We start from the raw sequence: 24,426 nt of genomic DNA, 5'->3' as shown, positions 1-24,426 counted from the left end.
GGTGATCAATCATGTTTACCAAACCTACCTTTGAAAACAATCTTTACATGCGGATCTTCCGCTGGCTATATATTGGCTTTGCCCTGAATATCAGTTTTTGGGTCGTGAATACACCCTACACCCTCACGGCAATGTTCTTGGCAGTCGATCCTAGAAACCTCCTTTGGTTTGCATTGGCACTCTTGCTGATTGGTCCAAGCATGATCAGCCTCCTGGCTGCGATCGATCGCTTTGCAGAACACAAAGACATCGATCCAGTAAAAGATTTCTGCTACTTTTTACGAACCTTTGCCGTGCGCGGGTTTCTCTATTGGCTCATCGGCTGGCTGGGAAGTGTCATTGCGATCGTGGATATTCTGTTTGCGGTTCAATTTGAAAGTGGCAAATGGCTCGTTCCTTTCTTTCTTTTGTTAGGGATGCTTTCCATAGCTCTTAGTATCAACGCTTGGTACTTCCAAGTGCGTAATCCAAAAGCCGCTAAGAAAGATGTCCTGCGTACCGCACTTTTTTTCACTTTGAAAAAATGGCCTGTTAGTTTGTTAGCAACCTTTTTGTTTGTTGCCGTTTTTGTCGCCTTGATTTTGAAGCCGCAATTTGGCTTTACTCTTTTTCCAGTCCTTTTTTTCGGACTCCTTTATTTAAACTTACGGAAATTTCAGATAAAATAGAAAGAAAGTCGTCTACGAATAAAGGAGACGACTTTTTTAGGAGAAAGGGGGGCTTGAAGATGGCAGAAACAGTCACACTTCAACCGATTACCGAAGAAATGATTGCTGAACTTTGGTCGATCAGCTATGGACCAAAGGCAGATTTAGAATGGAAAAAATGGGACGGACCGTATTTCCAAGACCCCGTGTTGACGTGGGAAGAATTTCGAACGGGGTTTGGCGCTAGCTGTATCGACAACCCGTTACGTAAAGCGATCAGCTATCAAGGTAGAATCGTGGGGATCGCGACCGCTTATTGGGAAGACAATACCTTGCAGCAGTGGTTGGAATTCGGTATAGCCATCTATGATGCTTCCCTTTGGAATCAAGGCATTGGCAGCCAAGCAATTCGCCAGTGGATCAATGAGTTGTTTGATGCACAGCCTCATATCCAGCGTGTCGGTTATACCACGTGGTCGGGCAATCACCGCATGATGAAACTAGGAGAAAAGCTAGGGATGACCAAAGAAGCCCAGATCCGCAAAGTCCGTTTCTGGGAAGGCACCTATTATGATTCCATCAAGTATGGCATCTTGCGAGAAGAATGGGCACAGCAGAAGTGAAGGTAGGCGATGCGAAATTTTTTCGTGTCCTCTTTTGTTGTTGATGATTGATCAGATGCATTTTGCGTATAGTAAAGTACCTAGTAAAAAAGGGCTGATCTCCTAGCTGTATTTTGTAATTACAGTAATTACTTGGTAAAATAGACTATATATGTTATGAAAGAAAGGTGATTGTTTTGGATACAGTGAAAACAAGAAAGCAAGGAAATGCGGTAATGGTCACGCTAGCAAGTAAGTTTGAGATTCCTGCTGGTAAGACCTACTTTATCAGCAAAGAAGACGATGGTACGATTTCCTTGATTCCTAAGATCGATGATTATTTTTTAGCTGCTAAAGAGAAAGAATTTGTTGATGAAGAAGATATGCTAGCTGCTGATTTTATTGTTGAAGGCAGGCTGCTTGATGAATAGGCTTGAACAAGGGACTCTTGTATTTATTGATTTTGATCCCTCGAAAGGGAGTGAAATCAAAAAGCGCAAGCCTGCTTTAGTCATCAGCAGGGATGAGTACAGTTACACCTCAAATTTGATCATTGTTTGTCCAATAACGAGTACAGATCGGAAGCGTCCTTACTTTGTCGATATTCAACACGACAAATTGAAACCTGGGAGTAAAGTAAATACAAAGCAAGTTTACACGCTAGATTATTCCGAGCGTGGCGGTAGAAAGATTGAAATTTTAGGGAAACTATCAAAAAAAGAACTGATTAATGTTGCACAGCATTTTATGATGAACTTTAATTTTCCATTATAGTTAAAAAAACAGCAGGATGGAAAAAGTGAAGGACCCTCACAAAAAACGAGTGAGGGTCCTTCACTTTGATTTCCTAAGAATACAAGGTTTCAACAATAAAGAAAAGAAGATAGTGGAAAGATAAAAGTAAAATTTCAAAAATAGTCGACTTTCTGAACAATAACCATGTACTATCTCTATGTAATACTTTATAATAATTCCAATGTACAGATTAGAAATATTTTAAAAAAGTCGGGAATAGCGTTTGAAGTTCATTCTCAATTAGTCTAAAATAGTGAGAAAGAAAAGATACTGGAGGGAAAGAAATGTCAGTTTTAGAAATCAAAAATCTACACGTCCAAATCGAAGATAAAAAGATCTTAAAAGGCGTTGACTTAGTGTTAAAAACTGGAGAGATCCATGCCATCATGGGACCAAACGGTACAGGGAAATCAACCTTGTCCGCTGCCATCATGGGCAACCCGAATTATGAAGTGACAGAAGGAGAAATTTTGTTCGACGGCGAAAACGTCTTGGAAATGGAAGTGGATGAGCGAGCTCGTTTAGGTCTGTTCTTGGCGATGCAATACCCAAGTGAAATTCCAGGCATCACCAATGCAGAATTCATGCGGGCAGCGATCAATGCCAAACGTGACGAAGACGACAAAATCTCTGTCATGGATTTCTTGAAAAAATTAGATGAAAAAATGGATTTACTGAATATGCCCGAAGAAATGGCGGAACGCTATCTGAATGAAGGCTTCTCTGGTGGAGAAAAGAAACGAAATGAAATCTTACAATTGTTGATGCTAGAGCCAACCTTTGCAATTTTGGATGAGATCGACTCTGGTCTAGATATCGATGCCTTGAAAGTCGTAGCAAAAGGCGTCAATGAAATGCGCGGCGAAGGCTTTGGCGCTTTGATCATCACCCATTACCAACGTCTGTTAAACTACATCACACCAGACGTGGTTCATATCATGATGGAAGGCCGTGTCGTGATGACCGGTTCGGCAGATTTAGCCAAACGCCTAGAAGCAGAAGGCTATGCTGGGATCAGTAAAGAGTTAGGGATCGACTACAAAGAAGAAGAAGCGTAAGGAGGCAAGGTAAATGGCAAAATTACAGGATTATCTTGAACAAGTCAACGTTTTTTCAGCGTTAAAAGAAGAGCCTGAATGGATGTTGGAATTACGCCAAGCAGCCCTTGCGAAAGTGGATGAACTTGCGTTTCCAAAAATCGAGCGGGTGCGTTACGAGCGTTGGCCATTGTTCAATATCGACGAACAAGCACTTGCTGGTGAGTACGCTTTGTCAGAAGAAGAAGTGGCAGGCGCAGTTCCCGCCTTTGACGCGATGGATAACCATCCGACCCTCGTTCAGTTCGATGATACCACCATCTTTGAGCAATTACCGCAAGAGCTGATCGACAAAGGCGTGATCTTTACCGACTTGTTTACAGCAATGAAAGAAGTACCAGAGTTGGTCAATCAATACTACATGACCAAAGCAGTGCCAATGGACGAAGACAAAATGACCGCAGCACATGCGGCGTTTATGAATAGCGGCATGTTCTTGTATGTACCAAAAAACGTGGTGATCGAAGAACCCCTTGAAGCGATTTTCTACCACAATGGCAATAGCCAAGCGCATTTCTTCAAACACATTTTGATCGTTGCCGATGAACACAGTGAGTTCAGCTACTTGGAACGTTTCCAAACCAAAGGCGACCAAGCGAAAAAACTGTCAGGCAATATCGTAGTGGAAGTAATTGCCAAAGCAGGCGCGAAGGTCAAATTCTCTGCGATTGATCAGTTAGGTGTCAACATTACTACGTACATGAATCGTCGCGGCTACGTATTACGAGATGCGATGGTAGATTGGGCGATCGGAGTCATGAATGACGGCGACGTCGTGGCAGACTTTGATTCTGATCTTGTAGGCGAAGGCGCGCATTCGGAAGTCAAAGCGGTCGCAATCAGTGCTGGACGCCAAACACAAGGGATCGATACCCGCGTCACCAATAAAGCACCGCATTCCATTGGTCATATCCTGCAACACGGCGTTATCAGAGAACGCGGCGTCTTAACCTTTAACGGTATCGGACACATTTTAAAAGGAGCCAAAGGAGCGGACGCGCAACAAGAAAGCCGTGTCCTAATGCTTTCAGACCAAGCCCGTGGCGATGCTAACCCAATCCTTTTGATCGATGAGCACGAAGTAACAGCCGGACACGCAGCCAGTGTGGGACGGGTCGATCCAGAAGAAATGTACTACTTGATGAGTCGTGGGTTGCGCAAAGAAGAAGCGGAACGTTTGGTGATTCGTGGTTTCTTAGGATCCGTCTTGACCGCGATCCCAGTCAAAGAAGTGCAACAAGAATTGGTTGCCGTTATCGAAGGGAAGTTGCTCGCATGATCGATGCCCAAAAAGTGAAACAAGCGTTTCCCATCTTGGATCAGCTCGTAAATGACGAACCATTGATCTACCTCGACAATGCCGCCACTACGCAAAAACCAGAGGCGGTGCTGCAGGCGATCACCGATTATTACCATCAAGACAATGCCAACGTTCATCGTGGGGTCCATACCCTCGCAGAACGGGCGACCCATTCCTATGAAGGCGCACGAGAAAAAGTTCGCCGTTTTATCCATGCGAATGAGACGGCGGAAGTGCTGTTTACTCGCGGGACGACCACTGGTTTAAATTGGGTCTCCCGCAGCTACGGCGACCGTTTTGTCAATGAAGGCGATGAAATCGTGATTTCTTATATGGAACATCACTCCAATATCATCCCTTGGCAGCAATTAGCTGCTCGGAAAAAAGCTACCTTGAAATATATCCAGTTGACACCAGAAGGCACCTTGGACATGGAAGATGCCAAGAAACAGATCACAGACAAAACCGCCATCGTTTCGATCGCTCACGTTTCCAATGTTTTAGGCGTGATCAATCCGATTGCAGAGCTAACCAAATTGGCGCATCAGCACCAAGCCGTCATGGTAGTGGATGGTGCTCAGGCTGTTCCACATATGGCAGTTGATGTCCAAGCACTGGATTGTGACTTCTATGCCTTTTCTGGCCATAAAATGTGCGGACCAACTGGTATCGGTGTCTTGTACGGCAAACGGCAATGGCTGGATCAAATGGAGCCCGTCGAATTTGGCGGTGAAATGATCGATTTTGTCCATCTGCAAGAAAGCACGTGGAAAGAGCTGCCGTGGAAATTTGAAGCTGGTACACCAAATATTGCTGGTGCGATCGGCTTAGGTGCAGCGGTCGATTACTTAACAGAAATCGGCTTAGAGAACATCCACGCCCATGAAGCAGACTTAGCTGCCTACGTTTTGCCAAAACTGCAAGCCATTGAAGGCTTGACCATCTATGGTCCCCAAGAAGCAGCAAAACGCACGGGAGTGATCGCCTTTAATCTAGCTGGTATCCATCCTCATGATGTTGCTACCGCTTTAGACATGGAAGGCATCGCGGTACGGGCAGGTCATCATTGTGCCCAACCCCTCTTGACCTATTTGCAAGTCCCAGCGACTGCACGGGCCAGCTTTTACCTGTATAATACAAGAGAGGACGCCGATCGACTGGTTGACGCCATCAAGCTGACGAAGGAGTTTTTCCAACATGGCACTAACGAAATTAGATAATTTGTATCGACAAGTCATTCTGGATCATTCCAGCCACCCACATCATCGGGGCACCTTGGATGATTCAACGTACAAAGTCGAATTGAATAACCCTACCTGTGGCGACGTGATCCACTTGGAGCTCGCTGTCGAAGGAGACACCATCAAAGACATCGCGTTTACTGGCGAAGGCTGTTCCATCAGTACCGCCAGTGCATCCATGATGGGGGATGCGATTATCGGTAAGACACTAGCCGAAGCTGGTGAACTTTCAGGCTTGTTTTCTGAGCTCGTCCAAGGAAACGACATTCCCCAAAGCGATCGCTTAGGCGATGCTTCCATGCTTGGGGGTGTGGCGAAGTTTCCTGCACGCATCAAGTGTGCGACCTTAGCTTGGAAAGCATTAGAAAAAGCCATTGCTGCCGACAGTACACAAGCATCTGTCAGTCACAGCCACGCCAATGAATCTGACACTGAAGAAACCAGCGAATAGACAACCGCACTACAAAAGGAGTGAGAACCATGGGTGTACCCGAATTAGAAGAATATAAATTTGGCTTCCACGATGACGTGCAGCCTGTTTTTAGTACCGGCGAAGGATTGACCGAAGACATCGTCCGTGAAATCTCACGGGTCAAGCAAGAGCCAGAATGGATGCTTGAGTTCCGTTTGAAGTCTCTTGAAGCCTTCAACAAGATGCCCATGCAAAACTGGGGCCCAGACCTGTCTGACATCGATTTTGATGCCATCAAATATTACCAAAAACCAAGTGATCGTCCTGCCCGTGATTGGGATGACGTACCAGAAAAAATCAAAGAGACCTTTGAGCGCATCGGTATTCCAGAAGCCGAGCGGGCATACCTGGCTGGCGCTTCTGCCCAATATGAATCAGAAGTCGTTTACCACAACATGAAAGAAGAGTTTGAAAAACTTGGCATCGTCTTTACCGATACCGATTCAGCCTTGAAGGAATACCCTGAGCTGTTCAAACAATACTTCTCAAAATTAGTCCCACCAACCGATAACAAGCTTGCTGCTTTAAACTCAGCCGTTTGGTCAGGTGGTACCTTTATCTATGTACCAAAAGGCGTTCGTGTCGATGTGCCATTACAGACCTATTTCCGGATCAATGCCGAAAATACCGGTCAGTTCGAACGAACATTGATCATCGTTGACGAAGGCGCCAGCGTCCATTATGTTGAAGGCTGTACCGCCCCAACCTATTCAAGCAATAGTTTGCACGCAGCCATCGTTGAAATTTTCACCCTAAAAGACGCTTACTGCCGCTACACCACCATTCAAAACTGGTCAGACAACGTCTATAACCTAGTAACCAAACGGGCCAAAGCCTTAGAAGGTGCTACCGTTGAATGGATCGATGGCAACCTAGGAGCCAAAACAACCATGAAATACCCAAGTGTGTATCTTGATGGTAAAGGCGCACGGGGCACGATGCTTTCCATTGCCTTTGCAGGTGCCAACCAAATCCAAGATACTGGTGCAAAAATGATCCACAATGCACCAAACACCTCCAGCTCCATCGTCTCAAAATCAATTTCTAAAGACGGCGGTGCAGTAAACTACCGTGGACAAGTCACCTTCGGCAAGAAGAGCGCAGGTTCTATCTCCCATATCGAGTGTGACACCATCATCATGGATGACCTATCGAAATCCGATACCATCCCATTCAATGAGATCCACAACAGCCAAGTGTCCCTAGAACACGAAGCCAAAGTCTCCAAAATCTCAGAAGAACAACTGTACTACCTAATGAGTCGTGGCCTCTCCGAAAGCGAAGCAACCGAAATGATCGTTATGGGATTCGTCGAACCATTCACCAAAGAATTACCGATGGAATACGCAGTCGAATTGAACCGGTTGATTAGTTATGAGATGGAAGGGTCAGTAGGGTAACTAGAAAATCACGCTCCAGAATCGTTGATATATAAGCGATTCTGGATTTATTTTTAGTGCTTAAAATGAAATTGAATGCCATTTTGAATGCCATTTTTTAAAAATTGACATAGTTGGCAAAACGTTCGCCAGTTTCTTGTATTTTTTCAGGTGTGACATGAGTATAGATATTCATTGTAGTTTTTATATCTTTATGTCCTAATCGTTCTTTTACTTCGGCAAAATTTGCACCTGATTCGAATAACAAACTTGCGTGAGTGTGTCGAAAACCGTGCAATGTAATTTTGGGTAAATTATATTTTTCGAGAATATTGTAAAGCCAATCATTAGGAGCCTGCGGATAATAAAGACTGTTAAATTTATTTGTAAATAGAAATTGCTCTTGATTCAAAGTATTGAAACCGCGTTCCAAGTACCATTTCTTTTGATTTGTTCTCCATTGATCTAAAATTCGAACTGTTTCTTTATCTAGTTTTATAGTACGTTGAGAACTTTTAGTTTTAGGTTCTTGAACAATAATCTCGCCAAATTCGTCTAACGCTATAGTTTTTCCAATTGTAAGTTGATTCTTAAAAATATCAATGTCAGTCCATTGAAGTGCAAGAGCTTCTGATTTTCTCATACCAGTGAAGGCTAGTAGTCTGAAAAAGGCAAGCAATTTTGTACTTGTTCTTCCGGATTCTGAAATATGGTGGTCTAGACAATTAAAAAATGTTTCTAATTCTTCTTTGCTGTAAAAATTAGGAAATTGTTCAACTTCTTTTTTTCTAGGCAAGATAGTTTTTCTCATTGGATTACTATCAATCATTTCCATTTGAACACCGAATTGTAAAACCTGTCCTACTGCCTTTCTAAAATAAGGATACTGTTTATATTTTTCATGCCATAAATTTACGATTCTCTGGCAATATATAACGCTAATATTTTTAACTTCCATATTTTCAAAATGACACAAAGCATAGTCCTCTATAAACCTTTTTGAAGTTGCCACTGTAGAAGGTTTAACACGCAATCTATATTGTTCTAACCATAAGAGATACAACTCTTTAAATGTAATTGCAGACTCTTTTTTTAATAAACCGTTATTCTTTTTGAATTCCACTTGAAGCCTAGATAATTCTAACTGGGCTTCTTTTTTCGTTCTGAAATTTCTTCTAGTAGTTTTAACAGGCTTCCCTGTTAAAGAATTTATTCCTAAGTAAGCTTGAAATTTCCATGCTTTACCGCCATTTTTCTTTTCGTATTGTTTAAATGTTGCCATGATTTCCTCCATTAATTGCGTGGGGCGCAAAATGAGGATTTTTATAAGAATTACTTTTTATTTTCTTTATTGTTAATAGTTTTGATGGCATCGGCAATTTCAAGAATTGATTTATACCGTTTATAAAGATCATTAGAGTCAACAGAATCAAATTTGTTAACTAAGTCAATGGCATCAGCAATTTCAAAAATTGGTTCATATCCTTTATAAGGATCATCAGATTCAAAATAAAAATTATTAATTGTCTTAATGGCATCAGCAATTTCAAAAATTGGTTCATATCCTTTATAAGGATCATTAGATTCAAAGTAAAAATTACTAATTGTCTTAATGGCATCAGAAAGTTCGAAAACTGCATTTATAGCATTTAAACTATCTCGATCTAACGTTGAATTATTGTATTCTCGCATTTGATTGATAAAATATTCTGCATGTAAAATAGCTTTTAACTTTTCGTCATATTCATCAATTTTATTTAGGATAGCTGGAGTATCAGACAAAGCAATTTCTTTCTCTGAACCAAATAATTGAGTTGGCGTAGCTTTAAACACTTCACTTATTTTTTCGATTGTCTCGAGATTAGGGTTACCAGTTCCCCTTTCAATTTTTGATATGGTTTGTCTGTTAACTCTAATTATGTTTGCTAGTTCATCCTGAGAATAACCAAATTTTTTTCTCAGGCGAGCAACGTTTATTCCAAAATTTTCAATCATATATAAATCACCTCATTTCAATATTATAGAATGTGTGGATATTATGCAATAATTATTGGTTGTTTTAATAATCAAAAATATATTTTAATTTCTTATTGACGTTTATAAAAGCTTTTGTTAATCTATACATGTGGTTGATAAAATAAACATATGGTTTTTAAAATGTACATTATAGGAGGGGAATAATTGACTACAATAGAGGGAAAGTTATCTGTATGGGAAAAAGAAATATATGATAAATCCTTTACCTTAATTCAACGTGCGCTTGATGATGTAAAGAAAGAGCGTGATGTTGTTAAACAAAAGCACTGTGCGGATTACTTTGATATAAGTGTGACAACTCTTAAAATGTGGGTTGCACATGGATGTCCTGAAATTCGTTTAGAAACTGGTACACCGCTTTATTCAAAGTCTTCAATTGAGAGTTGGTTACTATCGCAACAAAAATAGCGTGGGGCGCAAAAATGCATAGAAAGCAGGAGAGATAATGATTCTAAAATTTGTTGATGTAAAAGAAACAGTGCTACAAGATGAATATCCAGTAATTAGAGTTGAAGAATATCAAAATTTTAATTATCAAGAGGAAGTAGGGGAATGTGGCACAGAATATACTGTAGTTTTAGAAAATGCTGATTTTGAAAAAGCCAAAATTCGAGTTCCTTTTCAGAAACCAGCACCTTTTTATTTGTGTGAAAAAACCAGTAGGTATAGAAAAGTATCGTTTGAGAATCTAAATTTACATTTAGTGATTGAAAATGGAATACTTCAGGTGAAAGGATATGCTGAAAAAGCCACGCCAACGAAAAAAAGAGACTAACCAGTAATAAACTAGGAAAGTCTCTAAGAAAAAAACATACAATTAATATTAACATTTTTTTTGAGATTTTCCAATAATTATGGAGGATTGTCATGTCTAATGAGTATATTCAGAATTATTGCGAAGAGCTATCTGTTTTATCTGTTTTTAAGGCAAATTATTTCTTTGTTGAAGATGGTATTGACTTAGCGAAGTCGTTAATCAATCCGTTGTATTACAAATGGGAGTATGAACTCACGAAAGAGTATTTAACTGTTCAAGAAGATAGAAAATATGACACTATAAACTATCATGAAATGCAATCAGCACTGCTGAAAAAATATAAAGAATTCAAAGAGTTCTCAGACGAAGAATGGATGCAATGGATAATTAGATCTTCTGAAAGATTAAAAAGAAAAAAGAAGTTATCGCTGCATTCGAAATTCCGTTCACACAAAATCTCCACGTTTGAAAGAGAAAACATAGACTGTAGTGAGTTGGCTAATGAAAAAACAAGAATTGTTGATTTATTCGAAGATGATTCTCTATGTGAAGAAGATGATTTAAAATTTGATGACAATGAGAATTTTGAAAAAAATCAAATTGATGTAGTTAAGAAGTCCTCTGAACTAAAAAAGATTTTTCGAATTTTAGGAATTATGTCTGAAATTGCTGTGTAAATTATTTCAATTTTGGTTTATTTAAATTTGTAATTAAGTTTGTTGTATTAATATGTGTTTAAAAGGACCTTAGAACGGTTTCTTATCAGAGACGGGTATTAAAAAGAATGAAGCGACTGCACCTCCCAGGGCGCCCCACAGGCGCCCTGGGTCACGATAGTGATTGGTCGCCTGCCGTGCAGGCGAGTGCGCTGTGCGCACAAAGTTGATTCATTCTTATGTCTCTGTAAAAGAAAAAGTCGAGGGTGTCCCTCTAACAGCACCCTCGGAACGACAAAAATTAAATGAATTGACCACAAAAATAGTGATTAAAACGTTGATTTATCAGCTTTTTTCAAAAGAAATAAAACTTGCAAAATTTGCAAATTTTTTTAAGTGAAATTGAGGCAAGAATTGCCGATATTGAGGTGAAAAATGTCAAATAATGGTCGAGTGTTATCGTCTTCGAATGTTATAGGAAAAGTAGATTGGCTACAAATAATATTTCAAAATATATCATGGGAAGAATTGTTCACCACTATACTAGGAATCACATTAGACAGTGTTTCAAAAAAAGCTGGTACATTGAAGCATGAAGAATATGATGTGATTTATAGTTGTGGATCAATAAAATACTATACATTCGATGATGAAACAAAATCTTTTTACAGAGGTACATTAGTAATGTCAGGTCAAGCTTGCACTATGTATGAATTCGCAAATAGATCGGGTAATAGTCCAAACAATGTATTTCAAGAACTAGCTTGGAGAATTATTTCAAATTCAATCGATACAAGTTGTAAGTTTACAGTAACCCGAATTGATTTGGCTTTAGACGATTACAACAAACCACCATACTTTACGGTAGACACTATTATTAGAAAGGTTCAAAAAAAATCTTATTATTCGCGTGGTAGAAGTGATCAAGTATATGATAGTGAGTTTACAAAAAAAGAAAGGGCGAAAACTCAGCAAATAGGGTCAGGCGGTTCGGAATGCTTATTCAGGTTCTATGAAAAATCAAAAGAGATGAGTAAAGGATTGGATCCTGAAAAGGTTGAGCAAATAATGAGTAATGCGCCACTAACAAGACTTGAAGCGGAGATAAGAAAAGACAAAGCAGATAGTCTGTTTCAATCTATAGCTTACCTACCAAAAGATATGCCATTATCAAATTTAATAAGAGGTTTTATAAAAAATGAAATATCTTTTTATTCTGATTCTTCATGTGAAAAAATTTGTAGATGGTGGCAAGAGTATTTAAAACCAAGTATTGAACCGATTTTAAGAAAGAGTTATGACGTAAGTAATTTTGAACGAACCTTGAATTGGTATCAGTATCAAGGTGGTTTAGCAGTAACGCAAGCGATTTTCTTTTTAATAGAAAATGGTGTAGATTTGGATTTTAATTTGACTGATTTCAAACAAGAATGTAGATGGTCTACAGAAATGGTCGAAAAAATGATTGATTTTGTTAGTAAAGAGAATAGAACGGATCTTATCCCCTATATCTATGAAAAACAAAAATATTAGAAACGAGAGGAATTTTTCAGTATGGCTAAAATGTTAGAAATAAGAGATTTTGATTTAACAGATATTGGAACAAAATTTGAATTGGACGAGGTACTACCAAAATTTGCGACTGAGGAAAGGAAAGATTCAGATGGGGAAACTATCATGGATAAAGATGGTAGACCCAGAAAGTTCCAAACAGATGAAATTATAGGTTATAAATACAATGTCACAATTTTGGAAGGAAAATATCGGAAAAAATCAACTCAAATTTCAATAGATGGTATGGACAAAGTGATTTCCAATGAAGAGATAATGAAATTAGATTCTGTAAAATGTCGATTTGCCAATCTAGCTGTGACAATGGCTCAAAAAGTTATTTATTATAAAGCAGATAGAATTGAATTGTTCGAGAATAAATAATATATAGAAAATTTGTCTTTAGGTTGAATTTAGAAATAAATATTTTTCCTAAAGACACTTTTTGTTTTAGGAGATGTTAGATTTAGAATATGAAAAGAAAATTTATATTAGTATTTTTATTAATAATGAGTTTTATTTTTTGTAACGTTTCTGCTTATGCCGAACAGACACCAATTGCAGATACTCCTGCAGTAGATCAAAGTGGTACTTACAATCTTGATTCATATAGTAGTCAGATGGCTACCAAAAATGCGTGGGAGTCGGTTTTTAGCTTAGATACAGGCGAATGGGTAAACAGTGGAGCAAATCTTTTTTTTGAGTTTAACAAGATTATATATTCTGTCTTTAAATATGGCATTAATTTATTTGGCAAATCGGGCGTATTACAAGATAACGTATCTACCTTTACTCGTTATTCAAGTAATATGTTTGATACCTTATATGGACAATTTGGACTGACAATATTAGTGATCATGGCAGTGTATATTTTTTATTTATATTTTGCTAAAAGTCCACAGCGGGCAATGAGTCAATTCGTATCTTTTTCGGTGGTTATAATATTCGCTTTTGGGTGGAACTATAAGGGAAATGACCTAGTTAAGTGGTTTAATAACATTTCTAATGAAATACAAACTACTATGATTCAATCTAATTCTATGGATAAAAATGGGTCTGAGAAAAATTCGCTTATTTCTATTCAGAATACGCTATTTGATTTAGGAGTAAAAGAACCTTACTATTTAATAAATTATGGTAAAACTACAAAAATTAATACTCCTGAAGAACCAAGAAAAAGTACTGAGTTTCTATTTACAGGGGAACCAACTGAGAAAAAGCTAAAGGATAATATTGAAAAAGTGAATGAGGCTGCAAAAAGTAATCAGTTTTTACAGCCATCTAAAGCTGGATGGAAATTTACTGTTAGTTTTTTATCGCCTATTATGACAATAGCATTAGGAATTCCTTTATTAGGAATACAATTTTTGAATTTTCTAGTAGAAGTTGTCGCTCTTTTAGTATCAGGCTTTGTTGGATTATCAGCATTTTTAAGCCTAATACCTAAATTTCGTCAGGCATTTTGGAAAACTATGCAAATATTACTAGGAGCATTTGGTATTCGAGTATTGATCGGGATATTTTTCTTAGTTTTAGTTTCAATAATAGATGTGATCAGAAGCACTATTCCAACTACCGGAATTTCAAGTTATATGTTGCAAATCGGCTCTATATGTATCGCTATAACATTAATATGGAAAAATAAAGACAAGCTTATCTATGTTGTTACTGGCGGCGTAGTTACGTCTATGGACAAAGGAATACTTCAAAAAGTTACTAGGCCAGTTAAAGAAAAAGTTGGTCAGGGAGCAAAGTTTGCAGGAGATGTTGCTGGTTTAGCAACAGTAGGAGTACCTTTGGGCAGTAGTAGTGAAAAGTTATTACAAAAACCAGCGGATTATATGAAAAATAATGCCTGGGATATTTATGACGATCGGCAACAAAGAAAATTTGATAATGCAAATGATTTCATTAGTGATAAAAGCATTCCAAATACAAATAGGATAATAAAAAATGAAGATCGAAAAGAAAATAATATCATTCAAAACGAAGGAACACTTAATACAGAAAGCGATATTCCTACTATGACTAATTTTGCTGCAACTGACAATAGAGGTACGGAAGGAAAGCTTGATAATATAGCTGATTCCCTGAATAGTGTCGAAGGAAAAATCTTAAAAGATGTTGATTTTGATACTGATATTACAAAACAGATTGAAGAAAATAATGTTTATTATGAAGAGAATTCTGATGGTATTGTAGATGGTAAAGGAGAAAGTAATGATTTGGATAGAAGAGATAGATTTATGATTTTCTCGCCAAAAAGTATTCAGAGTTCTCAATCGATTGAAGAAAATGCCAATTATTTACTGTCTGAAGAATTCAGTTTTAGTCAAAGAGAAGCTGATGATGAAATTAAGTCGAATGTACAAGAATACGAGAATTCTTTTGAAAAAAATGGTTCTGTTCCTGATTTAACAGTAAATAATTTGGTTTCAGGTAATTATGATAAGATACTTGAATTATCTGATAAAAGCCATGATATAATTAGTAGTAGCTATGAATTAGGTGAGAAAGAAGTGTTTAATTATGAAGGAAATAATGATAAGCGGATTGATTGATGAATCTGATGTTGTATACTTTTATAAAGCTAAAAACAAAGATGGAATAACATACCATTATTTAGGAACTCCAGTTGATAAAAATAAAAAAACAGGGACATTGAAGGATTTTGTAGATCATTTCAATTATCAGGATAAAAATGTTATTGAGTTCTTAGAAAAATCACTTTCTTAGTAGACATTTTAAACGCCCCACGCGGTTTATTTTTGAATGCCATATTGAATGCCATTGAGTTGATATTTATTGATTTTTAGTGATATTAAAATATGATTTAAGGATGGTGAAACGTTGATATATCAACAATAGTATAAAATTGAAAATTAGATTCTCAAATGGAAGGGTCTGTGGGGTAATAGGGGTACACTATTACATTCAAAGCTTCATTGACTTGATTAGTATGTTACTGTCTTCCATAAAATAATGAAAAAGGAGTACTCTAAGGAGTGCTCCTTTTTGTATCTTCTTTAGGCTTATTGTTATTAAATTCCTTCAAGAAAAAGGTAGTAATGTCCAACCTACAAAATATAGATTGAACATTACTACCTTTTTCTTAGAGTTTTATCAATTAATAGTTTTCCGAGTTCATAAATTGCTGTTAAAACTGCGATACAAAAAAGTAGTGCAGTATATTGTACAAGAAAAACTATGTTGAACCATAGCCCATAGACCATTGGGAAAACGACTAAAAGACAAACATATAATTCTATCTTTCGTCTTTTTCTTATTTGGAACCATCTTTCGTCTGTCAAAACTAAAACCCCTTTAAGTTAAATTAAAACCGTTAGCCCGTATTCGATCATTGAATTTTTTGGTCAAGCAAGTGATGCCCTCAGCTAAGTATAAGAATAATTGAGAGCTACCAAATAAATATTACCTTATTATCTATATTGGAATAATTTTATCGCAAAAGAATAAATTTAGAATATTCGGACTGTTTTCTCGTCCCAAAATAAGTTGACAATCCGACGAAAAAACTGATTGATAACGGTATCAATCAGTAAGAGCTTAAAACGATCGAAGATTAGTATTACTTAGCATCGTTTTCTTTAAAGTAGTCATCAATGTAATCCTTAATTTTTTCAAAATCTTTAGTCAGAAAAAATTTAGAAGGAACTTTTATGATGGGGAGGTTATTTTCATTATCAAAAGGAGCGAATGGCTCAGGAAGGACCAAGTAATCAACAGTATCTTTATCTCTCAGATAATTGATTGAAACGTCGTAAAACGGTGAAAAATAGTCTTTGAGGCTTGTGTCTCTTTGATAAAGAACACCTGGAGTTAATGGTGTGTAAGATAATCCATTGCTCAAAACTAAGACAAAACAAATTCTTTTCATAAAAAATCACCTTTCCATTCGATTAAATACTAGCGTCATCTCAACAGTCAAGGATTCGTTATTCATTTAATAAATCCATTTTAATAGACAAATGGATAAAATAGTGAGCAATAGAAAAATAATTCAGTTGTTGGGTAGAAGGGAACCAACAATCACAAGTTGTTCCTTTAAAAAACAAGAGATAGGAAAATACCAAGAACAATTGTGGTTAAGATTTCTAGAGCTCTTTCCAGAAACAAATTGTTGCTTTTTAAAAATATTGTTTTCTTTTTATAAGGGAACCAAAATGACTGGTTTGCGTAGTCTGGCGGGTACACGAGATCTAAAATACCACTGATTAACAGTAATGGAATTGCTTCGAAAATATTGTCATGGACGGCTAAATAAATATAGTATGTTAACAAAGAAATTTGAGCGATCCGTAGATATCTTAGGCTGGTAACTGTATGGTTCATCAAATCATCCTTTCGTAAATGATTATCGCATATTGAATGATTTAGTCAAATTAAAATTATAAAATATTTATTTATTTTAATATTGAAAAATATTTTTTTGATTTACTAAACAATTTATAAATATCCTAAACAGAGGATATTTGATGAATTATCAAAGGGGATTTTCAGCTATTTATTTTAGAACGTCTTAGAGAGGATTCGTTTGAAAAGAGTTTCAGGATAATAAGTTAGTCTATTAAATCATTAGCAAAGTATGCACGTTGGGCGAAATTAGTAGATTAATCAATAGCGATTTTTTTAGATAATGGTTATTTTGCTAAAACAAAAAATTACCAATTTTGTCTTTAATGCTTTAAGAGCAAAATATGCAATGATATACTAAAATAAATAACCTTAATGGAATAGACACTAAACGGAGACTCTAAAATATGACCAACCAACTAATCATAGAAGATCATCATTTCAAGAAAGGTGAGCTATCTAGCATAACGACGGCATATATCGATCAGTACCCAGTCGTTTACATACTCTACAACCGAAATGAAAAGAAAAGACCTGTTGCGTACATTGGTCAAACGGTTCAAGTGAACAAACGCTTGAAGCAGCACTTGAATAACTCTAAGCGCAGAGAAATTAAAGAAGTCTTGCTGATTGGTCATGAAAAATTCAATCAATCAGCGACCTACAATATCGAAACCAATTTGATCAATCACTTCATTGGGGATGAGCAGTTTCAGTTACAAAACGTCAGTCAAACAAGACAGGTGCAGATGCATCAGTATTATGAAAAAGAGTATTATGATGAAGTGGTCTTCCAAGAGTTATGGGAAGAATTGCAAAGACGGCAATTGGCGAAGCACTCAATCGATACGATTCGCAACAAAGATGTATATAAATTATCTCCTTTTAAAGAACTGACGCCAGAACAGTTAGATATAAAACTTGAAATCATTGAGTACTGTAAACAAGCGATTCAGCAGGATGAAACACAAAAAGTCTTAATGATTGAAGGAGAAGCTGGAACGGGAAAGAGCGTCCTATTGGCATCTCTCTATAACACCCTTCAAGACTATACAAAGTCAGAGTCTGTATTAAAAAGCACCGATAACTATTTGCTGGTCAACCATTCAGAGATGTTAAAAACCTATCATACAATGGCAGAAAGTCTGCCAAATTTAAAAAAGAATCATATGTTAAAGCCAACTTCCTTTATTAATAAAACAGATAATCAGAAGTTGCGTCCAGACATCGTTATTGTGGATGAGGCCCATTTGCTTTTAACGAAGAAAGACAGCTATAACAGTTTTCACTATGAAAACCAACTAGAAGAGATTATCAAGCGAGCAAAAATCACGATTTGCATTTTTGATCCGAAGCAAGTATTGAAAATCAAAAGTTACTGGGATCAGGACAAACTGGATCAGTTTCAGAAAAGGTACAATGCTTCTCGCTTTCAGCTAAAAGATCAATTAAGAATGAAAAGTAGTCCACAAATAATTCAATGGATCGATGATATCGTAGAAAAACGTGTAACACCGATTCCAGAATCAACAGCATCTTTTGAGCTTCAGATTATGGAAACCCATGATGCGTTGAAGAATAAAATCTTTTCTCTCGATAAAAAGGAGGGTCTGTCACGGATCATCTCAACATTCGATTATGTTCATAAGAAAGACGGAGCTTCATATCTTGTAGATCCTGGTGGGATCAACCTGCCATGGAATACGACCGATACGAAGCGAACATGGGCGGAGCGACCAGATACAATCAGTGAAGTCGGTTCAATCTACACCGTCCAAGGCTTTGATTTAAACAATGTAGGAGTTGTCATTGGTCCTTCTGTTGATTACGATCCAGAGACCGACCAGCTTGTCATCGATATCGATAAATATGAGGACAAAGGGGCGTTTACGGGACGTGACGATATGAACCAAGAATTGACGAAGAAAGCCAAAGAAACGATCATCCTTAATTCATTGAATGTATTAATGAAACGAGCAATCAAAGGGCTTTACATCTATGCAATCAATCCCAATCTCCGCCAAAAACTCTTAACCCTACAAAACGAAAGGAGCCAGTCCTACCATGCAAAACCAACCCTCGTCAATGGAACGGATCAATAAATTCCGAGATGATCGCAATTGGCGACAATTCCATAATGAAAAAGATCTAGCTATTTCTATCTCCATCGAAGCCGCCGAATTGTTGGAGATTTTTCAATGGAAAACACCTAAAGAAGCCACTCAAGATTTCGAACATCTAAAAGAAGAAATTGCCGATGTTCTGATTTATTCCTATATGCTGGCAGACAATTTGGGTCTTGATATTGATGAGATCATCAAAGAAAAGCTGGAAAAAAACAACATGAAGTATCCGGTGAAAGAAAGTAAAGATTCGAAAAAGAAGTATAATGAATTGTAATAAAAAGAAGCAAGGACGCTGCAAGTTCTTGCTTCTTTTTTTGATGGAATAGGAGCAGCAACGGCTTTCTGAATTCATCTCGATTGGTTACGAACGCCAAAAATCTGTCATAATTGAGAAAGTTGAAGATAACTTCAAATTGGTTACAATTTTTCGGAAATTTGAAGTTAACTTCAAATATGCGCAATTTTTGATAAAAAATGAAGTTAGACCTAGTATCTGCTAGAGCAAAAACAAGATTATCCTATCCGAAAATGAAGACAAGATCATCGGTAAAAAATCGGCAACAATGAAGGCCGTTTTCTATCAAAAATATTTCTCCCCAAAAACCTAAAAACCTATTGCCCCCCAAGCCCACTTACTGTATAGTAAACAAGAATATTTCATGGAAATAACCAAAAATAACTAATTAAAAAGACTTTGTTATTGAAAATTGCGATTAAACGATGCTGTAAACGGAATGTAAGAAGGAGAAAACAATGACGTATTTAACAAACAATTTTGTGAATTGCATGATCACTTTAGGGTTTATCTTCATCCATCTATTTTCAAATGTTATCTCATCCAGAAAACTAAACGTGCAATACATGAGCTCCTTTGCCGCTGGGGTAGGAATCTCCTATGCGATCGTTCATCTATTGCCCCATTTGGCTTATTTTCAAACGGTGTTGATCGATGAATTTGGCTGGGATTCGGGGATTTTTTATAGTCATGGGGTCTATGGCATCGTTTTGTTTGGCTTAGTCTTCAGTTACGTGATCTACAAAATCGATGAGCGGACGTTTATGGTGTTAGAAAAGAAAGACATCACTAGTGCCAAAAACGCCTTTTTTTGGTCGGATATCGCTTTTCATGTGATCTACAATATTATGATCGGCTATATTGTGATTGCCAATACGCTATCAGAGCGTTTCTACATTTTGACCTACTTTATCGCTTTTGGTTTGCACTTTCTCATGAACGATTGGTTGCTCTATCACCATCATGGTGCCCTTTATAACAAATATGGCCGCTTTGTGCTTTCCTTCAGTATTTTCGCGGGAGCGGCGTTTTCTCTCTTTGTATCATTGCCCTACTATTTGGTAGTCATCATTGAAGCCTTGATCACTGGGGCTTTGCTGGTGAATATCATCAAATTTGAGTTACCCAATGAAGGGGAAGGCAGTATTCGTGGGCTATTGGTAGGCACGATCTGCTCTGGAATTTTGTTTGTATTTGTCTAGCGCGAAAAGGAGGACTGAATCATGGATGATTCGGTCCTCCTTTTTTGATAAATACGCAAAAAAATCAATATTTTATGCTTAAATCCGACGAATTATAATAGATTTTATATTTTATGACCATTATTTGCAATTTTATTGTCGTGTTCGCTTGCTTTTCTGAAAAACATTCTATAGAATGTAAGCGAATAGAAACCAAAAAAATAGGCACCTCGTATCTCTGCGCCAACAGATTTACGAGGCCCTGATCAGTCACTCACTATAGACAGTTGACCAATCAAGTTGCCATAATTGATCGCCAAAGGCATCAACGTGTTTATTGTACCCGATTTCCTTGTCGATTTCTAGTAGATTCAGGCAGGTTTTTGGGCAAAAACCGTGGGATGCTGGACGCTTATTTTGCTATGCCAAAGGCATTGGACAATCTTGTCCAATGCCTTTTTTTGTCGTTTGAAACGGTTCATGCGCAGGATCGTTTGCGGCAAATAAAAGATGTGAAAATCAGTTGAGAACAGTTGCATGGAAAATAGGCAGTCATAGTTGAGAAATCCAATGCCTTGCGTTCTTACTGTTGTTCATAGCAATAGCGTTCTGGCAATCAGCACTTCAATCCTAGGTTCTTGAAGGTGGCAAGCCTTGGTTTCTATTCACACTTCGAAAAGATACCTGAACGCACTCTTTCAGCGATCTTTTAAGGTTAAGGAGGAAGCTTATGAAGGATTCGTTAAAGAAATTTATGGAAGAAAAAATGCTGCCATGGGGAATGAAAATTGGCGGTGAAAAGCATCTAGTTGCCATCCGTGATGGACTTGTCACCACGATGCCTTTGATCATTATCGGTTCCATTTTTGTTATTTTATCCAACGTTCCATGGGAAGGCTTTAACCTATTTGTTACTAGTATTTTTGGCGGGGAATGGCGCAGTAAATTAGACTTTGTCGTCCAAGTGACCTTTGGTGTGATGGCGCTGTTCAATTCCTTTGCTATTGCGTATAGTTTAGCAACCACTTACCGCGTCAGCGGTTTATCTGCCGGTGTATTGGCAGCGTCGGTTTTTCTTTTAGTCACTCCGATTGAAGATGGCGGCATTCAAATGTCTTATCTTGGTAGCCGCGGGCTGATCGTAGCAATCATCACCAGCCTGATCACGGCGGAGATCTTCCGATTATTCGTACAAAAGAATATCGTGATTCGCATGCCAGAAAACGTTCCCCCGGCGGTCAGTCGCTCCTTTATTGCATTGATCCCCTCATTCTTTTGCCTCTCGCTTTTCTGGGTGATTCGTTTATTAGTGGAATCATTCGGCAACACGAATGTTCATGATCTGCTGTACAGTCTTGTGGGACAACCTTTATCGATCATTGGTGGAGGCTTTATAGGCGGTCTGTTTGCCATTATGTTTACGTCATTGTTTTGGTCAGTGGGCATCCACGGTTGGGACTTGGTCTTGAGCGTCCTGCAGCCGACATGGATTCAAATGATCGATGAAAATCGAATCGCTTTTCAAAACGGCGAAACGATTCCGCATATCATCAATTATACCTTTATGAATACCTTTGTCTGGATTGGCGGGAGTGGCGTGATTTTGGGCTTGGCGATCTTGCTCTTAGTCAGAAGTAAAAGCAAGTATTTAAAAGAGTTGGGGAAACTCGGATTTCCATCCACGGTTTTTAATGTCAATGAACCCATCATGTTTGGGTTGCCCGTTGTCATGAATCCATTGATTTTGTTCCCATATATTCTGACACCGGTCGTTTGCTATATCATCTCTTATACGACAGTTGCCATGGGGATCGTCCGACCTGCCGTCGTTTTGGTACCATGGTCGATGCCGCCAATCATCGGCGGTTATTTAGCCACAGGCGGACATATTTCGGGGGCAATCTTACAACTGGTGAATCTGACGGTTTCTATCGCCATCTATTATCCATTCTTCAAAATGTTGGATAATCGGACATTAGCCAGTGAACTCGGTTCAGAAAGTGGGGCGTAAAATGAAGACAAAACGATTACTGAATTGCACGGCAGCTGATTTTAAATCATTTGATAAAGAGCAGCTATTGGAAAGTATCCGAGGAAGTGCGGGACGGACGATCGTAGCAGAAAATGATGTCCAAATCGATCCAATGTCTAGAGGAATCACCAATGCTGAATTCGTCGCTGCATTTGGGGCGGATTTGATTTTGCTGAATCTATTTGATTGCGAAAACGGCGCTATCAAAGGATTACCGACAACGGATGACCCCATTCGCTTTTTGCAATGCTTAACGGGGCGGCCTGTTGGGGTCAATCTTGAGCCTGTCGACGATTGTGCGGAGCAGATGGAACAGTTGCCAACTATCGCTACAGGGCGTTTGGCAACAAAGAAAAACATGGCTCGTGCAGAAGCACTTGGATTTGATTTTATCTGTCTGACAGGAAATCCTTCCACTGGCGTTTCAAATAAGGAAATCACAGTGGCAATCCAACAAGCAAGAGCCGTTTTCTCTGGGATCATTATTGCTGGAAAAATGCACGGAGCTGGTGTCAATGAACCCGTGTTAGATGAAGAAATTGCGTCTGCATTCATTCAAGCAGGAGCCGATGTCATTCTTGTACCCATCGCTGGCACAATTCCTGGTCTGAGTGAACAACACATGAGTGATCTAGTGGCCTTTATCCACCAAGAAGGGAAGTTAGTCATGGGCACCATCGGTACTACACAAGAAGGTGCAGATAGAGGTACGATCCGTGCCTTGGCATTGACTAGCAAACGTGCCGGCTGCGACCTTCATCATATCGGAGATGCTGGTTTTTCTGGAACCGCTGATCCCGAGAACATCTTGCAACTATCCATCGCCATCAGAGGCAAGCGCCATACCTATCACCGAATGGCCGTCTCAGTGAACCGATAGGTGGAACAAATCGGCACATGCCTATGAAAGGCAAGAATTGTTAGAAGAATTTTTCGTTGAATGTTGAATAATGAAGCAAAACCGAAACAGAGAGTGAACTCTTTGTTTCGGTTTTTTTATAGTGAGTAGCATTGAAGTGTGGATAAAGTGTTTTTATAATAAATCTATCGGAGGTGCATATGTTTAAGATAGGTGAATTTTCAAAGCTCTCTCAAGTGAGTATCAGAATGTTACGTTACTATGATGAGATGGGCCTATTAAAGCCCGATAGGATTGATACGTTTACTGGTTATCGACTGTATTCGGCTGCTCAATTGCCTGAACTCAATAAAATACTCTATTTGCGTGATAGCGGCTTTAGTGTAGCAGAAATTGCGGTGTTGCTGAAAAACCAAGAGCAGGACTTCCTTGCAGAACAATTAGAAAGAAAACGAGATGAGATTAAGGCGACTATTGAGGCGGAAAAACAAAAACTAATCAAACTAGAAGTGGCTAAATTAGAATTGACGAAGAAACGAACAGAGCGCCATTATCAGGTTACAATGAAAGCAGTCCCGAGTTATCATGTGCTCTCCCTTCGCAAAGTCATCCCAAATTATTTTTCTGAAGAGGAACTGTGGAGAGATCTAGCCACTTTTATGGAAAATCAGAAAATAAAGAATTTCGGACAATCATTTTCGATTTATCACGACCAAGAGTTTAAAGAAAAAAATGTCGATGTTGAATTGTGTGTGCAAGTGAAAGCAGGCCTGCAGGTAGATTCCAAAGTATTTTCCATCTACGAAACGGAGGCAGTGCCAATTATGGCGTGCACGATGGTGTACGGTGCATTCTCCAACATAGCCAACGTCTATTTGTCCTTGGCTGAGTGGCTACAAGAACATCCTTATTACCAAATGGACGGACCAGACAGGCAAATCGTGCATCGCGGTCCTTGGAATGAGAAGGAAGAACGTAATTATTTGACTGAAATACAAATACCGCTCATAAAACTTTGAGTAGCA

25 protein-coding genes are annotated in these 24,426 nt (G+C 38.2%); 22 read left to right on the top strand and 3 right to left on the bottom strand.

What is annotated here, in order from left to right; translation table 11 throughout:
- Positions 1-11: 11 nt before the first annotated feature.
- The 9 genes from IAE45_RS10900 to sufB all read left to right on the top strand — a co-directional run bounded on the left by IAE45_RS10900 (position 12) and on the right by sufB (position 7,554).
- Positions 12-668 carry a hypothetical protein gene (locus IAE45_RS10900; RefSeq protein ID WP_010748767.1) on the top strand — a complete coding sequence of 219 codons (657 nt, stop codon included), beginning with the start codon at positions 12-14 and terminating at the stop codon, positions 666-668.
- 59 nt (positions 669-727) lie between these two features.
- Entirely contained in the window at positions 728-1,270 is a 543-nt protein-coding gene (locus tag IAE45_RS10895) for a GNAT family N-acetyltransferase (RefSeq protein ID WP_200126181.1), read from the top strand.
- Between the two features lie 167 nt (positions 1,271-1,437).
- On the top strand, positions 1,438-1,680 hold the full coding sequence (mazE, locus tag IAE45_RS10890; RefSeq protein WP_005232116.1) for a type II toxin-antitoxin system PemI/MazE family antitoxin: 243 nt from the start codon (positions 1,438-1,440) through the stop codon (positions 1,678-1,680).
- Positions 1,673-2,023 carry a type II toxin-antitoxin system PemK/MazF family toxin gene (locus tag IAE45_RS10885; RefSeq protein ID WP_200126179.1) on the top strand — a complete coding sequence of 117 codons (351 nt, stop codon included), beginning with the start codon at positions 1,673-1,675 and terminating at the stop codon, positions 2,021-2,023. The genes mazE and IAE45_RS10885 overlap by 8 nt, the downstream gene beginning before the upstream one ends.
- A 305-nt stretch (positions 2,024-2,328) precedes the next feature.
- Positions 2,329-3,102 carry a Fe-S cluster assembly ATPase SufC gene (sufC, locus tag IAE45_RS10880; RefSeq protein ID WP_005227367.1) on the top strand — a complete coding sequence of 258 codons (774 nt, stop codon included), beginning with the start codon at positions 2,329-2,331 and terminating at the stop codon, positions 3,100-3,102.
- Between the two features lie 13 nt (positions 3,103-3,115).
- Positions 3,116-4,420: a Fe-S cluster assembly protein SufD gene (gene sufD / locus IAE45_RS10875; RefSeq protein ID WP_016619703.1), complete on the top strand. Its 1,305-nt coding sequence runs from the start codon at positions 3,116-3,118 to the stop codon at positions 4,418-4,420.
- Entirely contained in the window at positions 4,417-5,661 is a 1,245-nt protein-coding gene (locus IAE45_RS10870; RefSeq protein WP_200126177.1) for a cysteine desulfurase, read from the top strand. Before sufD ends, IAE45_RS10870 begins: the two co-directional genes overlap by 4 nt.
- Positions 5,639-6,133 carry a Fe-S cluster assembly sulfur transfer protein SufU gene (gene sufU, locus IAE45_RS10865; protein ID WP_005232105.1) on the top strand — a complete coding sequence of 165 codons (495 nt, stop codon included), beginning with the start codon at positions 5,639-5,641 and terminating at the stop codon, positions 6,131-6,133. The genes IAE45_RS10870 and sufU overlap by 23 nt, the downstream gene beginning before the upstream one ends.
- A gap of 29 nt (positions 6,134-6,162) precedes the next feature.
- Positions 6,163-7,554, top strand: coding sequence for a Fe-S cluster assembly protein SufB (gene sufB / locus IAE45_RS10860; protein ID WP_005232103.1), 1,392 nt, complete (start codon positions 6,163-6,165; stop codon positions 7,552-7,554).
- 97 nt (positions 7,555-7,651) lie between these two features.
- Here the strand turns inward: sufB and IAE45_RS10855 are convergent, their stop codons facing one another.
- The gene (locus tag IAE45_RS10855; RefSeq protein WP_200126175.1) at positions 7,652-8,815 is read right to left on the bottom strand and encodes a site-specific integrase; all 1,164 of its coding nucleotides are present in this window, start codon (positions 8,813-8,815) and stop codon (positions 7,652-7,654) included.
- A 50-nt stretch (positions 8,816-8,865) separates the two neighbouring features.
- Positions 8,866-9,528 carry a helix-turn-helix transcriptional regulator gene (locus IAE45_RS10850; protein ID WP_200126173.1) on the bottom strand — a complete coding sequence of 221 codons (663 nt, stop codon included), beginning with the start codon at positions 9,526-9,528 and terminating at the stop codon, positions 8,866-8,868.
- Positions 9,529-9,714: 186 nt separating this feature from the next.
- On the opposite strand from IAE45_RS10850, the gene IAE45_RS10845 reads away from it, so the two are divergent.
- The 7 genes from IAE45_RS10845 (at position 9,715) to IAE45_RS10815 (ending at position 15,270) form a co-directional block, all read left to right on the top strand.
- Positions 9,715-9,978: a DNA-binding protein gene (locus IAE45_RS10845; protein WP_200126171.1), complete on the top strand. Its 264-nt coding sequence runs from the start codon at positions 9,715-9,717 to the stop codon at positions 9,976-9,978.
- 37 nt (positions 9,979-10,015) lie between these two features.
- Positions 10,016-10,345, top strand: a complete 330-nt coding sequence (locus IAE45_RS10840) for a hypothetical protein (protein WP_200126169.1) — start codon at positions 10,016-10,018, stop codon at positions 10,343-10,345.
- A 92-nt stretch (positions 10,346-10,437) separates the two neighbouring features.
- Positions 10,438-11,004 carry a hypothetical protein gene (locus IAE45_RS10835; RefSeq protein ID WP_200126167.1) on the top strand — a complete coding sequence of 189 codons (567 nt, stop codon included), beginning with the start codon at positions 10,438-10,440 and terminating at the stop codon, positions 11,002-11,004.
- A 414-nt stretch (positions 11,005-11,418) separates the two neighbouring features.
- Entirely contained in the window at positions 11,419-12,516 is a 1,098-nt protein-coding gene (locus IAE45_RS10830) for a replication initiation factor domain-containing protein (RefSeq protein WP_200126165.1), read from the top strand.
- A gap of 21 nt (positions 12,517-12,537) precedes the next feature.
- Entirely contained in the window at positions 12,538-12,918 is a 381-nt protein-coding gene (locus IAE45_RS10825) for a hypothetical protein (protein WP_200126163.1), read from the top strand.
- Positions 12,919-13,007: 89 nt separating this feature from the next.
- Entirely contained in the window at positions 13,008-15,095 is a 2,088-nt protein-coding gene (locus IAE45_RS10820; RefSeq protein WP_200126161.1) for a sugar ABC transporter permease, read from the top strand.
- Positions 15,064-15,270: a hypothetical protein gene (locus IAE45_RS10815; RefSeq protein ID WP_200126159.1), complete on the top strand. Its 207-nt coding sequence runs from the start codon at positions 15,064-15,066 to the stop codon at positions 15,268-15,270. Before IAE45_RS10820 ends, IAE45_RS10815 begins: the two co-directional genes overlap by 32 nt.
- A gap of 853 nt (positions 15,271-16,123) precedes the next feature.
- Here IAE45_RS10815 and IAE45_RS10810 read toward each other — a convergent pair.
- Positions 16,124-16,432, bottom strand: a complete 309-nt coding sequence (locus IAE45_RS10810; protein ID WP_008377858.1) for a hypothetical protein — start codon at positions 16,430-16,432, stop codon at positions 16,124-16,126.
- A gap of 883 nt (positions 16,433-17,315) precedes the next feature.
- Between IAE45_RS10810 and IAE45_RS10805 the strand changes: the two genes are divergently transcribed.
- The 6 genes from IAE45_RS10805 (at position 17,316) to IAE45_RS10780 (ending at position 24,420) form a co-directional block, all read left to right on the top strand.
- Entirely contained in the window at positions 17,316-19,010 is a 1,695-nt protein-coding gene (locus IAE45_RS10805; RefSeq protein WP_200126157.1) for a DUF2075 domain-containing protein, read from the top strand.
- Positions 18,973-19,308 carry a nucleotide pyrophosphohydrolase gene (locus IAE45_RS10800; protein ID WP_034857870.1) on the top strand — a complete coding sequence of 112 codons (336 nt, stop codon included), beginning with the start codon at positions 18,973-18,975 and terminating at the stop codon, positions 19,306-19,308. Before IAE45_RS10805 ends, IAE45_RS10800 begins: the two co-directional genes overlap by 38 nt.
- Before the next feature lie 479 nt (positions 19,309-19,787).
- Positions 19,788-20,531, top strand: coding sequence for a hypothetical protein (locus IAE45_RS10795; protein ID WP_008377866.1), 744 nt, complete (start codon positions 19,788-19,790; stop codon positions 20,529-20,531).
- A 709-nt stretch (positions 20,532-21,240) separates the two neighbouring features.
- Positions 21,241-22,521: a PTS cellobiose transporter subunit IIC gene (gene celB / locus IAE45_RS10790; protein WP_077453683.1), complete on the top strand. Its 1,281-nt coding sequence runs from the start codon at positions 21,241-21,243 to the stop codon at positions 22,519-22,521.
- A 1-nt stretch (position 22,522) separates the two neighbouring features.
- Positions 22,523-23,422 carry a DUF7916 family protein gene (locus IAE45_RS10785; RefSeq protein WP_200126155.1) on the top strand — a complete coding sequence of 300 codons (900 nt, stop codon included), beginning with the start codon at positions 22,523-22,525 and terminating at the stop codon, positions 23,420-23,422.
- 179 nt (positions 23,423-23,601) lie between these two features.
- The gene (locus IAE45_RS10780; protein WP_200126153.1) at positions 23,602-24,420 is read left to right on the top strand and encodes a MerR family transcriptional regulator; all 819 of its coding nucleotides are present in this window, start codon (positions 23,602-23,604) and stop codon (positions 24,418-24,420) included.
- Positions 24,421-24,426 lie beyond the last annotated feature (6 nt).

This window comes from Enterococcus sp. S53 (genome assembly GCF_016516865.1).
In the GTDB taxonomy this organism is placed as follows: Bacteria; Bacillota; Bacilli; order Lactobacillales; family Enterococcaceae; genus Enterococcus_D; species Enterococcus_D innesii.
The sequence above is the reverse complement of the archived record's forward strand: the minus strand, read 5'-3'. Positions and strand labels throughout refer to the sequence as shown.

Excerpts from the sequence above, each read along its gene's own strand:
- IAE45_RS10800 (WP_034857870.1), top strand. The coding sequence starts at position 18,973 with ATGCAAAACCAACCCTCGTCAATGGAACGGATCAATAAATTCCGAGAT.
- IAE45_RS10820 (WP_200126161.1), top strand. The coding sequence starts at position 13,008 with ATGAAAAGAAAATTTATATTAGTATTTTTATTAATAATGAGTTTTATT.
- sufU (WP_005232105.1), top strand. The coding sequence starts at position 5,639 with ATGGCACTAACGAAATTAGATAATTTGTATCGACAAGTCATTCTGGAT.
- IAE45_RS10885 (WP_200126179.1), top strand. The coding sequence starts at position 1,673 with ATGAATAGGCTTGAACAAGGGACTCTTGTATTTATTGATTTTGATCCC.
- IAE45_RS10825 (WP_200126163.1), top strand. The coding sequence starts at position 12,538 with ATGGCTAAAATGTTAGAAATAAGAGATTTTGATTTAACAGATATTGGA.
- sufB (WP_005232103.1), top strand. The coding sequence starts at position 6,163 with ATGGGTGTACCCGAATTAGAAGAATATAAATTTGGCTTCCACGATGAC.
- IAE45_RS10785 (WP_200126155.1), top strand. The coding sequence starts at position 22,523 with ATGAAGACAAAACGATTACTGAATTGCACGGCAGCTGATTTTAAATCA.
- IAE45_RS10840 (WP_200126169.1), top strand. The coding sequence starts at position 10,016 with ATGATTCTAAAATTTGTTGATGTAAAAGAAACAGTGCTACAAGATGAA.
- IAE45_RS10870 (WP_200126177.1), top strand. The coding sequence starts at position 4,417 with ATGATCGATGCCCAAAAAGTGAAACAAGCGTTTCCCATCTTGGATCAG.
- IAE45_RS10815 (WP_200126159.1), top strand. The coding sequence starts at position 15,064 with ATGAAGGAAATAATGATAAGCGGATTGATTGATGAATCTGATGTTGTA.
- IAE45_RS10780 (WP_200126153.1), top strand. The coding sequence starts at position 23,602 with ATGTTTAAGATAGGTGAATTTTCAAAGCTCTCTCAAGTGAGTATCAGA.
- IAE45_RS10795 (WP_008377866.1), top strand. The coding sequence starts at position 19,788 with ATGACGTATTTAACAAACAATTTTGTGAATTGCATGATCACTTTAGGG.
- sufC (WP_005227367.1), top strand. The coding sequence starts at position 2,329 with ATGTCAGTTTTAGAAATCAAAAATCTACACGTCCAAATCGAAGATAAA.
- sufD (WP_016619703.1), top strand. The coding sequence starts at position 3,116 with ATGGCAAAATTACAGGATTATCTTGAACAAGTCAACGTTTTTTCAGCG.
- celB (WP_077453683.1), top strand. The coding sequence starts at position 21,241 with ATGAAGGATTCGTTAAAGAAATTTATGGAAGAAAAAATGCTGCCATGG.
- IAE45_RS10855 (WP_200126175.1), bottom strand. The coding sequence starts at position 8,815 with ATGGCAACATTTAAACAATACGAAAAGAAAAATGGCGGTAAAGCATGG.
- IAE45_RS10900 (WP_010748767.1), top strand. The coding sequence starts at position 12 with ATGTTTACCAAACCTACCTTTGAAAACAATCTTTACATGCGGATCTTC.
- IAE45_RS10895 (WP_200126181.1), top strand. The coding sequence starts at position 728 with ATGGCAGAAACAGTCACACTTCAACCGATTACCGAAGAAATGATTGCT.
- IAE45_RS10850 (WP_200126173.1), bottom strand. The coding sequence starts at position 9,528 with ATGATTGAAAATTTTGGAATAAACGTTGCTCGCCTGAGAAAAAAATTT.
- IAE45_RS10810 (WP_008377858.1), bottom strand. The coding sequence starts at position 16,432 with ATGAAAAGAATTTGTTTTGTCTTAGTTTTGAGCAATGGATTATCTTAC.
- IAE45_RS10830 (WP_200126165.1), top strand. The coding sequence starts at position 11,419 with ATGTCAAATAATGGTCGAGTGTTATCGTCTTCGAATGTTATAGGAAAA.
- IAE45_RS10805 (WP_200126157.1), top strand. The coding sequence starts at position 17,316 with ATGACCAACCAACTAATCATAGAAGATCATCATTTCAAGAAAGGTGAG.
- IAE45_RS10835 (WP_200126167.1), top strand. The coding sequence starts at position 10,438 with ATGTCTAATGAGTATATTCAGAATTATTGCGAAGAGCTATCTGTTTTA.